At 56.1% G+C, this 13,020-nt stretch carries 10 protein-coding genes; 2 read left to right on the top strand and 8 right to left on the bottom strand.

The genetic code is table 11. From position 1 onward, the window contains the following. Positions 1-26: 26 nt before the first annotated feature. From KW830_RS20450 to argB, 6 genes are all read right to left on the bottom strand, one after another. The gene (locus tag KW830_RS20450; RefSeq protein WP_218334217.1) at positions 27-1,823 is read right to left on the bottom strand and encodes an acyl-CoA dehydrogenase C-terminal domain-containing protein; all 1,797 of its coding nucleotides are present in this window, start codon (positions 1,821-1,823) and stop codon (positions 27-29) included. A gap of 49 nt (positions 1,824-1,872) precedes the next feature. Then, positions 1,873-2,565 (bottom strand): TetR/AcrR family transcriptional regulator, encoded by a 693-nt coding sequence (locus tag KW830_RS20445; RefSeq protein WP_218334216.1) that lies wholly within the window; start codon positions 2,563-2,565, stop codon positions 1,873-1,875. A gap of 233 nt (positions 2,566-2,798) precedes the next feature. Continuing rightward, positions 2,799-3,479 (bottom strand): nucleoid occlusion factor SlmA, encoded by a 681-nt coding sequence (gene slmA / locus KW830_RS20440; protein ID WP_066540943.1) that lies wholly within the window; start codon positions 3,477-3,479, stop codon positions 2,799-2,801. Between the two features lie 393 nt (positions 3,480-3,872). Next, on the bottom strand, positions 3,873-5,306 hold the full coding sequence (locus KW830_RS20435) for a sensor histidine kinase (RefSeq protein ID WP_218334270.1): 1,434 nt from the start codon (positions 5,304-5,306) through the stop codon (positions 3,873-3,875). Positions 5,307-5,667: 361 nt separating this feature from the next. After that, positions 5,668-6,390, bottom strand: a complete 723-nt coding sequence (locus KW830_RS20430; protein ID WP_066541524.1) for a response regulator transcription factor — start codon at positions 6,388-6,390, stop codon at positions 5,668-5,670. 337 nt (positions 6,391-6,727) lie between these two features. Beyond that, complete coding sequence (gene argB / locus KW830_RS20425; protein ID WP_066540944.1) at positions 6,728-7,621, bottom strand: acetylglutamate kinase; 894 nt, start codon at positions 7,619-7,621, stop codon at positions 6,728-6,730. Between the two features lie 151 nt (positions 7,622-7,772). On the opposite strand from argB, the gene KW830_RS20420 reads away from it, so the two are divergent. Both KW830_RS20420 and KW830_RS20415 read left to right on the top strand, forming a co-directional pair. Then, positions 7,773-8,897 (top strand): glycosyltransferase, encoded by a 1,125-nt coding sequence (locus KW830_RS20420; RefSeq protein ID WP_066540946.1) that lies wholly within the window; start codon positions 7,773-7,775, stop codon positions 8,895-8,897. Beyond that, a complete protein-coding gene (locus KW830_RS20415; protein ID WP_218334215.1) occupies positions 8,887-9,786 on the top strand; it encodes a glycosyltransferase in 900 nt (299 codons plus the stop codon). The genes KW830_RS20420 and KW830_RS20415 overlap by 11 nt, the downstream gene beginning before the upstream one ends. 969 nt (positions 9,787-10,755) lie before the next feature. Here KW830_RS20415 and KW830_RS20410 read toward each other — a convergent pair. Then, positions 10,756-11,838: a glycosyltransferase gene (locus KW830_RS20410; RefSeq protein ID WP_218334214.1), complete on the bottom strand. Its 1,083-nt coding sequence runs from the start codon at positions 11,836-11,838 to the stop codon at positions 10,756-10,758. After that, the gene (locus KW830_RS20405) at positions 11,828-12,973 is read right to left on the bottom strand and encodes a hypothetical protein (protein ID WP_218334213.1); all 1,146 of its coding nucleotides are present in this window, start codon (positions 12,971-12,973) and stop codon (positions 11,828-11,830) included. The genes KW830_RS20410 and KW830_RS20405 overlap by 11 nt, the downstream gene beginning before the upstream one ends. Between the last annotated feature and the right edge of the window lie 47 nt (positions 12,974-13,020).

Genomic DNA, 13,020 nt, shown 5'->3' with positions numbered 1-13,020 from the left:
TGTTGCAGAGCGGCCTCCCCAGTGCATCAGGCCAATGCAGCGTCGCTGTCCATCAGAGTCTTGCCGCCAGCGCGGGCAGTGCGCATCAGCGTCGCGGTTTCCGGGAACAGTTTGGCGAAGTAGAAGCGCGCCACCTGCAGCTTGGCCACGTAGAAGGGATCGGTGTTGCCGTCGGCGATGGCGCGCAGCGACACCTGGGCCATGCGGGCGAACAGGTAGCCGAACACCAGGTGGCCGGCCACACGCAGGTAGTCCACGCTGGCAGCGCCCACTTCGTCGGGGTTTTGCATGCCCTTGAAGCCGATTTCGGTGGTGAACTTGGTCATCTGCTCGCCCAGCATGGCCACGGGGGTGATGAACTCGCTCATCTTTTCGTTGACGCCCTCTTCCTCAACCAGCTTGGCGATCAGCTTGCCGAACTTCTTCAGCGAGGCGCCCTGGTTGCCCAACACCTTGCGGCCCAGCAGGTCCAGGGCCTGCACGCCGTTCGTGCCTTCGTAGATCATGTTGATGCGGTTGTCGCGCACATACTGCTCCATGCCCCATTCCTTGATGAAGCCATGGCCGCCAAACACCTGCTGGCTTTGCGTGGTGGCGATCCAGCCGTTGTCGGTCAGGAAGGCTTTGACGATGGGGGTCAGCAGGGCCACCAGATCGGCGCTGTCGCTGCGCACTTTTTCATCGGGGTGGTTCAGTTCCTGGTCGATCAGCAGTGCGCAGAAAGTGGACAGCGCACGGCCGCCTTCTGCATAGGCCTTGGCGGTCAGCAGCATGCGGCGCACATCGGGGTGCACGATGATGGGGTCGGCCGGCTTGTCCTTGGCCTTGGCGCCGGACAGGCTGCGCATCTGCAGACGGTCCTTGGCATAGGCCAGCGCGTTCTGGAACGCCACTTCGGTCAGGCCCAGCGACTGGTTGCCCACGCCCAGGCGGGCGGCGTTCATCATCACGAACATGGCTTGCAGGCCCTTGTTGGGCTGGCCCACCAGCTCGCCCACGGCATCTTCCATCACGATCTGGGCCGTGGCATTGGACTTGATGCCCATCTTGTGTTCCAGGCCGCCGCAGTAGATGCCGTTGCGCGCACCCAGCGAGCCGTCGGCGTTCACCAGGTATTTGGGCACCACGAACAGGCTGATGCCCTTGGAGCCGGCGGGTGCATCGGGCAGGCGGGCCAGCACCAGGTGGACGATGTTGCTGGTGAAGTCGTGCTCGCCGGCGGAGATGAAGATCTTGTTGCCGGTGATCTTGTAGCTGCCGTCGGCCTGGGGCTCGGCCTTGGAGCGCAGCAGGCCCAGATCGGTGCCGCAATGCGGCTCGGTCAGGCACATGGTGCCCGTCCATTCACCGCTGGTCAGCTTGGGCAGGTACTTGGCCTGCAGTTCGGGAGAACCGTGGGCGTGCAAGGCTTCATAGGCGCCGTGCGACAGACCAGGGTACATGGTCCAGGCCTGGTTAGCACTGTTGAGCATTTCATACAGCGCGGAGTTCACCACAAAGGGCAGGCCTTGGCCCCCGTACTTGGTGTCGCACGACAGTGCCGGCCAGCCACCTTCGACGAACTGGGCATAAGCTTCCTTGTAGCCCTTGGGCGTGGTCACCTCGTGCGTGGTCTTGTCCAGGTGGCAACCTTCTTCGTCACCGCTGATGTTCAGCGGGAAGGTGACGTTGGCAGCGAACTTGCCCGCTTCTTCCAGCACCGCATTGATGGTGTCGGCATCCACCTCGGCATGCTGGGGCATGGCCTGATAGACGTCAGTCACCTTGAACACTTCGTGCATCAGGAATTGCATGTCGCGCAGGGGCGGGTTGTAGCTGGGCATGGGTCGGTCTCCTCGGGATGTAGGTATGGGTCTGGAATGGAGCAGCAGCTCAGGCCTGGGTGATGCCGTAGCGCTGCAGGATGTTGTCAAAGCCACGCTGGGCACGCGGCAGGGAGTCGGGCAGGCGCATGAAGCGCGCTTCGTAGTGCAGCACCAGGATCAGGCCATGCACTTCGAACAGCACCTGGGATTCATCGGTGTCGGCGCGCAGGTCGCCGCATTCCTTGCACTGGACGATGGCGCGGCGCAGCGCGGCATGCCAGGTGCTGACCGATTCAACCAGGGCATCGCGCACCGGGCCGGTGCGCTCGTCAAATTCAATGGCGCCGCTGATGTAGATGCAACCGGAATCCAGCTCGATGGAGGTGCGCTGCATCCAGTTGGCAAACAGCGCGCGCAAGCGCGGCAGACCGCGCGGCTGGCGGATGGCGGTGAAAAACACTTCCTGCTCGAAGCGGCGGTGGTATTCGACCACCACAGAGATCTGCAGCTCTTCACGTGAGCCAAAATGGGCGAACACACCCGACTTGCTCATGCCCAGTGCCTGGGCCAGTGCCCCGATGGACAGGCCTTCCAGGCCGATGTGCATGGCCATGTCGAGCGCGGTGTCGATGATGGCGGCCTTGGTCTGCTGGCCTTTGTGGGCGGCGCGTGGGCGGGCACCAGCGACCGGCGGCAGCGGTTGATCGCCGAGCGGGCGGTCATCGGAAACAGAAGTGGGAGCGGGCGCGGAAGCTGTCATGGCACAAATAAAACGAACGATCGTTCTATTTTGCGCAAACTTCCGGCTTTCGAAAAGCTGACCAAGGGTAAACACTCAAACCCTGGATCCGCAGACTGTCGCGTTTACCCGACAGAAAGTCGGCAGCTGGGGGCAGAGGAAAGCCCCACTCCTCTACGAAAAAAGCCCCCGTCCCAGCACGCGGACGAAGGCCAGGCGCCGCCTCCAGACCGCGCTTGTGCAGGCGGAGCGCCTTAGATCAGCATGGCCAGGCTGGCGTCCAGGTGTTCGGTAGGCAGGCGGCGGAAGCCCGTGCGCGCAAAGCGCTGCATGCGGCCCAGCATGAAGGCGGTCAGCACACTGGCGGCCACATTGGCATCCACCGTCGGGGTGGCAGAGCCCAGGGCGTCGGCAGCCGGACGCAGGCACTGGCGCAGCGTGGATTCGATGCGATCGAAGAACTGGTTCATGCGGGTCTGCAGGCGCTCGTGCTCGAACAGGATGGCGTCGCCCACCATCACGCGCACCATGCCGGGGTTGCGTTCGGCAAACTGCAGCACAACCCCCACGGCGCGGGCAGCACGGCGGGCACCGTCTTCGGGGGTGACCGTGCCCTCTTCCACTTCGCGGGTGACGATCTGTTGTACCAGGGCAAAGACCGACTGCTCGATGAACTCGATCAGGCCTTCAAACATCTGGGCCTTGCTGGCGAAATGGCGGTAGAGCGCCGCTTCGCTCACCGACAGGCTGGCAGCCAGCGCGGCGGTGGTGATGCGGTCTGCACCGGGCTTTTCCAGCATGGCCGCCAAGGCCTGCAGGATCTGCTCGCGGCGCTCGCCTGGCTTGGGACGTTTGCGCGTACGCGTGGTATCAGCGGCAACGGCCACAGGCTCTTCGGTTTCGGCGGGCGGGCAAATCACTTCAGACACTGACATAAGGCATTTAAATGTAACAACGCAGTCATTCTCGCACAGCACTTTTCAAAAGTAACCGCTTGTCATGACTCGCCAATTTCGTTTAGGGCACCATGCCTCCTTGCACTGCGCACAGAGCCATCGGTACCCCACGAGACCATGGACTCCAGCCTGCCGACACAGAGGCAGCGCTTGCAAAAGCACGCCATCTGCCGCATTCCGAATCCATGCAGCCAGCCGACACCAGGTGTCCAAAGACACCAGCTGCGCACTGCCAACGCTGCCCCGGCGGACATGCAATTCCCGTGCACAGCGGTCACAGCCGCCCATCCCCCTTCGTAACAACCATTGGGGACAGATAAAAAGTGTAGCAGCCCGTACATGCCGCGAGGGCATGAGGAAATATTGAAATTCTTACTCTGGAAACACCAGGGTGACTTGCAGCCCCTGCTGGCCGGCCCCCGGCGTCAGCCGCAGCGCGGCATGGTGGCCCTGGGCAATTTCGTGTGCAATGGCCAGACCCAGGCCCGAGCCTTCGCCCACCGAGCCCGGTAAACGGTAAAACCGCTCCAGAATGCGCCCGGTTTCGCCCAAAGGCACGCCCGGCCCATCGTCCTCCACCTGCAGAAAAGCCTGCGGCTGGCGCCCGCCCAGGCGACGGCGCCCACAGCGCAGCGTGACCTGCCCGCCCGAGGGCGTGTATTTGATGGCGTTGTCCACCAAATTGGAGAGCAGCTCACGCAGCAGCCAGGCCTGACCGCTGATGTACACGGCCTCCACCTCCAAGCCCAGGTCGATCTGCTTGGCTGCAGCGCTGTCCCAGAAGGCTTCCAGCAGGTTTTCGCACAGCTCCTTCAAATCCACCCGCTCATGTGCCTGGGACTGCACATGCCGTGCATCGGCGCGCGACAGGGCCAGCAACTGGTGGGCCAGCTGGGAAGTGCGGCGGGTGGCGTTGCGCAGCTTTTCGATCTGCTCGGTCTGCAGAAACAGGCCGGACTGCGGTTGATCGGCTTCGGCCCCAGCAGAGGCAGGCCCCAGCCGTTCCACCTGGGCGGCCATCAGTGCCCAGGCTTCCACCTGGGCCTGCAGCGCCGCCAGGGGTGTGCGCAGCTGGTGGGCGGCATCGGCCACAAAGCGGCGCTGGGTTTCGGACTGTGCCTGCACCAGGCCGAACAGCCGGTTGAGCGACTGCACCAGCGGCCGGACTTCCTTGGGCGAGGTGGTTTCGTCAATCGGACTCAAATCGCGGGGTGAACGGCTTTCCACCGCCTGGGCCAGGTCCAGCAGCGGTTTGAACGCCTTGCGCACCGACCAGTAGATCAACAGCGCCGCCACCACCACCAGCAGCATATTGGGCAGCAGCACATGGGTGAGCAACTGGTGGCGCCACTGCTGGCGCACGTCCGAACCATCCGCCAGGGCCACCACCATTTCACCGGCACCCGCCGTCATGGAGCGCTGCACGGCGACGCGGTAGGTGATGCCACCGAACTCCTGGCTGTGAAATTCCGCCGCCGGCGTGGTGGGCACGACCACACTGATCCACGGGTCGCCCGCCAGCACATGGCCGTCCAGGTCGGCCACGGCGAAGCCCGTGATGCCGCTGCGGTTGCGCACAAAGTCGTCGATGCTCGGAGACAAGGCCATCAACGGCTCCATGTCCTTGCCGATGGCCGGTGCCATCACCGAATCGGCCAGTTGTGGCAACAGGCGCAACAGACGCTGGTCATGCTGGCCGGCCGCAGTCTCGGCCGAGCGATAGCCCCACCAGCTGCCCGCCACGGCCAGCACGCACACCGGCAGCACCAGCAGCAGCAGCAGCCGGTTGCGCAAGGTGGTGGTCATGGTGCCGCGGGCCATGGCTCAGTGCTCCAGCACCACAGTCAATATCGCAGCATCCTGCGACGCCGGAGCATGTGCCGCCAAGCGTGTCAAAAAAACCGCGGTCAACGCCGTGTGTGCGCCTGCTGCGCCATCCTCAAACCTGAATCGCATGGAGTTCCTTGATGCACAGGGTGCCGCCGCCGATGGGTGGCCTTCGGATGGCTTGCCGATCGCCACGGTGATCGCCGGAGCAGATTCGCCCACGACGGCCACCATGCGAAGCGCCGACCACCACATGGCGCAATATGAACGCCGTCCGCCCCCACTCCGCACCGCCACGGCGGTGGCGCAGAAAGCACTACGTTGCAGAAAGCAGCCCACCTCAGGCGGCAGAAGAATCCACCGCCGCCAGCTCCAGCCGGTAGCCAAAGCCGCGAATCGAGCGCAGCGCCACACCGTGCGGCTCCAGCTTGCCGCGCAAGCGAGACACATAAACTTCCACCGCATTGGGGGTGATTTCCTTGTCCCAGCCGGTCAGTGCCTGCAACAGCTTGTCTTTGCTGGCGGGCTTGGGCGCGTGGATCAGCAGATATTCCAGTACCGTCCATTCGCGCGGCCCCAGGTCGATGGGCAGCAATTGCTCACCCAGCACCGGGTCCTTGCTGCGCACGCCGGCGCTGCGCCCGGCCGTGTCGAGCTCCAGCGGGCCAAAGCTCAACACCGCCGAAGTGGCCGCCTGAGAGCGGCGCAGCAGCGCACGCAGCCGGGCCAGCAGTTCAGGCAACTCGAAAGGCTTGACCATGTAGTCGTCGGCTCCCAGATCCAACCCTTGCACACGGTCCTGCAGAGCATCACGTGCCGTCAGAATCAGGACTGGCATGCCGCTGCTGGCCATGTCCTTATGGCGCAGCCGGCGCGTCAGCTCCAAGCCATCCATGCCAGGCAGGCCGATGTCGATCACCGCCACATCAAAGGTTTCGGCCGCCAGCACCTCCAGTGCCCGTTCACCGCTGCCGACCCAGTCCACGGCATAGCCCGCGTCGGCCAGACCCAGCTTGATGCCACTGGCCACCATCACATCGTCTTCCACCAACAGCAAACGCATGCTCTGCACTCCTGACTCGTCGCTCTGTATCTACGGGGTATGCAACCGCTTGGGCTGCATCCTGGAGCGCTGGCATGGCCGCCCAAAGAGCAACCATATGTAAAACAAGCAACCACGACGCGCCATGTCGGCAGCTTCGTTCCGGTTCGAAACGGCGCCACCCCCCACTCTGTAGCGCGCGAGTGTACGCGGCCAGCCCTGCATCTGCAGAGCGGCTTTCCTGATCCTTCCGATCACTGCAGCCCGCATGCTCCACGAAAAACGCCTGCCGGCGCAGCTCAACTGCACGGGCAGGCGTTTCCAAGATGGCAGCTTGCGGCACAGCGCAAGCCCGCGCTCAATGGCTGCGAATCATGGTGCCATAAGCCTGATCGGTCAGGATTTCCAGCAGCATCGAGTGCGGCACGCGGCCATCGATGATGTGCACCGCGTTCACCCCGGCCTTGGCGGCATCCAACGCGCCGCTGATCTTGGGCAGCATGCCGCCGGAGATGGTGCCGTCGGCAAACAGGCCGTCGATCTCGCGCGCCGTCAGGTCGGTCAGCAGGTTGCCGGCCTTGTCCAGCACGCCGGGGGTATTGGTCAGCAGCACCAGCTTTTCCGCCTGCAGCACGGTGGCCAGCTTGCTGGCCACCACGTCGGCGTTGATGTTGTAGCTTTCGTTTTCTTCGCCGAAGCCGATGGGGCTGATGACAGGAATGAAGGCATCGTCCTGCAGTGCCTTGACCACGCTGGGGTCGATGGCCACGATATCGCCCACTTGGCCCACGTCGTACTCCACGCTTGGGTCCTTGTTGTCCACCATCTTCAGCTTCTTGGCGCGGATCAGACCACCATCACGCCCCGTCAGACCCACGGCCTTGCCACCAGCCTGGTGAATCAGGCCCACGATGTCCTGCTGCACCTCGCCGGCCAGCACCCACTCCACCACCTCCATGGTCTCTGCGTCTGTCACACGCATGCCCTGGATGAACTCGCCCTTCTTGCCCAATCGGTTCAACGCGGTCTCGATCTGGGGCCCCCCACCGTGCACCACCACCGGATTGATACCCACCAACTTCAGCAACACCACATCTTCCGCAAAGTCCGCCTGCAGAGCAGGATCGGTCATGGCGTTGCCGCCATACTTGATGACCATGGTCTTGCCATGGAACTTGCGGATGTAGGGCAGCGCCTGGGCAAGGATTTCGGCTTTGTCGCGGGGGGCGATGTGGGAGATGGAGTCGGTCATGGCAATCAGTTACGCGTCACGTGGGACAATACAAGAAATGAATCTTCGCATTGTGCCGTAACTGCACCAACTGCATTTCGTAACCGGCAAGATTCAGAGACACATAAGATAGAACAAAGACTGTCCACTGGATAGATATCCACTCCTACGCATGCCCAATACTCCTTTATTTTTTACAGAACTGTTTAGATACGATGCTTTCATTGCAGGGGTTGCATCTCTTATCACCAGTCTTCTTCTCGTTTTTACCAAAAATTGGCACGGCAGTTTTTCAATGGACCACAACAGTGGCATTCAAAAAATGCATACCTCCCCCACTCCACGCATAGGGGGCATAGGCATCGCCGTAGGGGTTCTTGCAGGTTTTGCGGCCTCTAGCCATGGTATTGCTGCCGCAGAAAAACGTGCCATCCTCAGCACCATTTTGTTAGCGGGCATGCCCGCTTTTCTTTTTGGCTTGCTCGAAGATGTCACCAAAAAGGTATCTGTCAAAACCCGCCTGCTTGCCACCATGGCATCTGGCGTGCTCGGCTGGGGAATTACAGGCACTGCCATTACACATGTAGATATTCCAGGACTGGATTTCATACTGGGCTTCACAGTGTTTTCCGTCATATTCACTGCTTTTGCCGTTGGTGGCGTAGCAAATTCCATCAATATCATCGATGGATTCAATGGGTTGACGGCCGGAACCGCATTGATCATGCTGGCCGCATTCGGAATTATCTCTCGCCATGTCGGAGACATTCCATTGGCTTTTACGTGCATGATCATATCCGGCGCTGTAATGGGGTTCTTCCTTGTTAATTGGCCGCGCGGAAAGCTATTTCTAGGAGATGGTGGCGCCTATTTTCTGGGGTTCACGCTTGCCTGGATTGCCGTGCTCTTACCGGAACGCAATTCAAGCATCTCTCCCTGGACCAGTTTGCTTATCTGCTCATATCCCATCATTGAAGTCGGCTTCAGCATTTACCGAAGAAAATTCTTGCGCGAGGATGCATCGGCCACACAGCCGGATGCAGTTCACTTGCACACCTTGGCCAACAAACGATGGGCCAAGAAAATATTCCCGACCTTTTCCAAAACTGCCCAAAATGGCCTGACTTCACCTTTTTTGTGGTGTTATGCACTGTTGCCCTGCGTGTCCGCAGTTATCTTTCATACCAACAAATGGCTCACACTCGCGGCCTTGCTATTTAGCCTCATTATCTATCTGCTGATGTACAGCAAATTGGCTTTTTTCCGCTGGATTCCAAAGAACAAGAATGAAAAGTGAAATGAAAAAGGTTGCGATTCTATTGGCTGCCTACAACGGCGAAAGATATATAGCAGAGCAGCTGGATAGCATATTGGCCCAGACATGCGTATCCGTTCACATATTCATCAGCGTGGACAAGTCCAGTGATCAAACGCTGAATATACTAAATAATTTAAATAGCGAAAACGTCACCATCTTGCCTTACGGGAACCGGTATGGAAATGCCGCCCGTAATTTTTACAGATTGATTCAGGATGTTGATTTTTCAGATTACGACTTTATTGGATTTTCCGATCAAGATGATCGCTGGAAATCGGACAAATTATCCCGCGGCATAGATCTCATTGAAAAGACAGACTCCGATGCTTATTCAAGCAATGTGACGGCCTTCTGGGAAAATGGGAGATCCAAAGAAATCATAAAGTCCCAGCCACAAAAAAAATGGGATCACTTTTTTGAAGCAGCTGGTCCAGGGTGCACTTATCTATTTCGGACAGAAAATTTCACCCAATTCAAAGAATTTTATAAAAAAAATCAACAAGAAATCTCAGCCATCACACACCATGACTGGTTGATCTATGCCTGGTATCGAGCATCCGGATTTACCTGGTTGATCGATGAAAATTCTTCCATGTTTTATCGCCAGCACGGCAGCAACGAGCTGGGTGCCAACAAAGGGATAAAACAAAAATTCAATAGAATAAAAAGAATTAAGAACAAGAATTTCAGAGCAGAAGTTCTGAAAATATCAAAGCTGATCCACCGACAAAAACTCCCCACCCCTCCTGGAATTGTGGAGTCAGGCGGGGGAAATGTTGCATTTTTTCTCAAGAACTTCAATCAGACTAGAAGAAAACCTGTTGAGGCTTTTTTTCTTGCATTCTGTGCAGTCATTGGCATCTATTAAAAAATACATTTCTGGACCTTGCCAGCCGTTGTTTTGTCGCCCGGTGTTTGGCTACAGATAGGCCTGGACGGCGCGCAACGCCCAGCCCTGCGCGCTATGACCCCTATCCGTGGGATAGCATACAGAGCGGTGTTTGCAGCCCCAGTCTGGCAAGACCGCGTCAATCTGTCCGTGGCCAGCCAGCACAGGTTGACGCAGATGCAGCGGCTGTCAGCTCAGCCGGATCACCCAAATCCTGTTCGGCGTGGCTGTGCGAGGCCCCCCGGATATATGCGGTCCTTGCTCGCCTGGCCTCGCGGCGTTGGCCTGCGCCGGCTTTCCGCAGACCATGCTCCCTGGGGGGACTGGTGGCTTACCCGCCCCACAGCGTCTGGCTTCATGGGCATGATGCCCCAGAGCAAAGGCAACTGGGAACGCAAGAACCCGATGCGAATTGCCAGGTGCAATGCAGACTCACATTGTTGCCCACACGCACACGCATACGCAGAAGGGCCTTGCCTGCATTACACCTGCAACAACGCCAGCGAGTCTCCATGGGATAGCCCCATCACAGGCATATTTCCCTGCCCCCTCTGCAGAGCGGCACAGCGACAGCGCTTGTGGCCGACGGCCGTGCATGGCACCGCGACCAGAATCACCCAAGAAGGGTGCACAGCGGCGAAAAACCAATGCCGTTGTGAACCGGAAGCGGGCATCGCCACATGTCTGCGCCGTGGACCACCGACACAGGTGTCCGCCTGCTGCGTTGTCCGATGGGCACCAGCAGCATGCATTGCATCCAGCAACGAGCCAAGTAGGCGGAGCCCAGGACGTCTGAAGTCAATGGCCATGGGCTGCACACTGGGCTTGGGCAGTCGTGCTCCTCCGGTGCAAGCGCAGGACGCATAGACTGTCGGTGATGGCATCGCCACGCTTGGGCTTCGGTAAACCATGGCTTCAAGCTGATTTACCAAGCACACCGCATCCAAATTAATTCACGATATATGAAAGCAAATCTTTCCAATTATTTTTGAAAGGCTGTTGGGCATCTTTTGAAATTATCTTTTCGAAATGCAATTCGCCTTTTGAAAATGCGATTATTTTTTCTGCCAGTTCATTTGCATTTTTCGCCGAATAAAATGAAGCCGCGTCATATGAACCAATCGCTTCATGTGCATAGGGTAAATCAGCTGCAATGATGGCAAGGCCATGCTCTTTGGCTTCACTCAGAGGCAAACCCCAAGTCTCCAGCAAAGAGGGAAATATCACACAGTCCACATTTTTATATTTCTCTTGCATCTCGCTCTTGGGAATTATTCCCACAAAATCTACTGATTGCAGATGCTGAAATTTTTTTACCAAATGGCGCGAATATCTATTTTCATTTCCGTTCAGTGTTACGGTCAAATGTAAATCCGAAGCATCAGTTTTCTCTATGATTTCCCAGGCACTCAGCAGTGTCTCAAAATTCTTGAACGCCCTGGGAAATGATGGATAGAAAAATCTAACCCCACTCTTTTTCAGCAGTACATTGCTTTTATTTTCATGCAGGGGATGTGCAACGACGATTCTATTAAGATTGAATTTTGCAAAAAATTCATTTCGAACCCATTCTTGCTGAACAATCACACACTCATTGGAATGAATATTTATTCTGTAAAACAATCCATACAACCAAGAAAATAAAATCAGCTTCGGCTCATAAAACATCTCTTTCCAAGACATTGAATAAAAGCACATTGCATTATGGCAATATACCGATTGCCGCACATTACCGACACGCGGTGACATGTCATGCATGGCAAGCCAATAGTCAGGATTTATATCTTCAGCTATTTTCTTTGATTCAACGTATTCAAATAAAATTCTTCGAAACCAAGATTTTTTTATCTCAGGCCGTTCAATATAATTGATACCTTCAATACCTATCAAATCTGACTTATGTACAATAGCGGTAATATCCCAGTCTGCAGATAAATCTCGACGTGCAGAAGCCAGACAATCTCTCAATACCGTAAGAGTTCCGCCCTCAACCAGATTGACAGCAGAAATGACGAGGTGTTTACGCTTCATTTTTTTGGCACTTGATTGCATTTCGGAAATCTAATCCGATAACTGCGGTTGTTGCAAGAAAAAATCCTGTTGAAAAGTACCCTACACCTCTGACGAAAAGTTCAATCAGCAACGCCAAGACGCATGCCGCGAAAAATATATCTATCGCTTTTCTCGGGTTATCCCCATGTCGTAAAAATACGATACACCGCATGCATAGCAGCAAATAAAAAAATAATCCAGCGAATCCCCAAACACCCAACTCACCTATGATTTTCGCCGCGCTGCTGCCTCCGTCATAGAGGTTTTGATCACTTAATTTCAACGCCGCCAATTTATCCGATAGTTCACCACCCAACCCCAGCATGCCAAATTGCTGAAATCCTCCGCCCCACAACCCAGACTCACGAAAAGCCAGCAGAGCCATCTCCCAACCCCGCAGTAACACAACGACTGAAATATTATCAGACTCCGCGGAGATAGAAAATCTATCCGTGAAATACTGGCTTTTTGCGAAAAATAATACTGCAATACATATTGCAATAAATATTGGAACGAATGTCTTTAACCTAACTCGTGTGATGAGACTCAACGAGAGAATAATGACTATCATGGTGGTCAGATTCTGAACCAGTACTGCAAATACAAAAAAAACAAACAAAAAGAACTTGTACCACCGGTCCTTGATCACACAACTATAAATAATAAATGGCGCCAATGCCAAAGCGAAGTGGGATGGCTCGGAAAAAACACCCACGGGCTTGTGTGACATATGCGGGAACATTTTTATACCCAGAACACCACAGATGGCATTCATGAGCATAAAGAAAAGGATTGCCCTGATAATTTTTGACAGTTTGTCATCTTGCAGTTCAGAAATAACTGAATGAAAAATGAAACAACCGATCGCAAAAAACATCAGCGCAACATAACTCCAAATAAATCGACCGATGTCAAGCGGCACATCTCTAATATTGTTCAAAGAGAAATGCAACAGTAAAAAAATAAAAAAACAAACGAAAAATATTATCTTTTTAAAATTTATCTTTTTTCTTGAGGAAATATTCGAAGAGATGTAAAAAAAACCAAGGAAATATACAATCAAAATTGACAGGAGCAATCCCGATGCCAGAGAGCTTTGCCCCAGCGAAACCATGAGCAGCGAAGGAAAAAATAATAAACAAAAAAATAATGGAAGTATCA

Source organism: Comamonas sp. CMM03, from assembly GCF_019218715.1.
Taxonomy (GTDB): domain Bacteria; phylum Pseudomonadota; class Gammaproteobacteria; order Burkholderiales; family Burkholderiaceae_C; genus Comamonas; species Comamonas terrigena.
This window is presented reverse-complemented; position numbering and strand designations above follow the sequence as displayed.

What these genes read in the sequence shown, in the direction of transcription:
- KW830_RS20405 (WP_218334213.1), bottom strand. Translation starts at nt 12,973, where the DNA reads ATGGTTTCGCTGGGGCAAAGCTCTCTGGCATCGGGATTGCTCCTGTCA.
- KW830_RS20445 (WP_218334216.1), bottom strand. Translation starts at nt 2,565, where the DNA reads ATGACAGCTTCCGCGCCCGCTCCCACTTCTGTTTCCGATGACCGCCCG.
- argB (WP_066540944.1), bottom strand. Translation starts at nt 7,621, where the DNA reads ATGACCGACTCCATCTCCCACATCGCCCCCCGCGACAAAGCCGAAATC.
- KW830_RS20430 (WP_066541524.1), bottom strand. Translation starts at nt 6,390, where the DNA reads ATGCGTTTGCTGTTGGTGGAAGACGATGTGATGGTGGCCAGTGGCATC.
- KW830_RS20420 (WP_066540946.1), top strand. Translation starts at nt 7,773, where the DNA reads ATGCCCAATACTCCTTTATTTTTTACAGAACTGTTTAGATACGATGCT.
- KW830_RS20435 (WP_218334270.1), bottom strand. Translation starts at nt 5,306, where the DNA reads ATGACCACCACCTTGCGCAACCGGCTGCTGCTGCTGCTGGTGCTGCCG.
- KW830_RS20415 (WP_218334215.1), top strand. Translation starts at nt 8,887, where the DNA reads ATGAAAAGTGAAATGAAAAAGGTTGCGATTCTATTGGCTGCCTACAAC.
- slmA (WP_066540943.1), bottom strand. Translation starts at nt 3,479, where the DNA reads ATGTCAGTGTCTGAAGTGATTTGCCCGCCCGCCGAAACCGAAGAGCCT.
- KW830_RS20410 (WP_218334214.1), bottom strand. Translation starts at nt 11,838, where the DNA reads ATGAAGCGTAAACACCTCGTCATTTCTGCTGTCAATCTGGTTGAGGGC.
- KW830_RS20450 (WP_218334217.1), bottom strand. Translation starts at nt 1,823, where the DNA reads ATGCCCAGCTACAACCCGCCCCTGCGCGACATGCAATTCCTGATGCAC.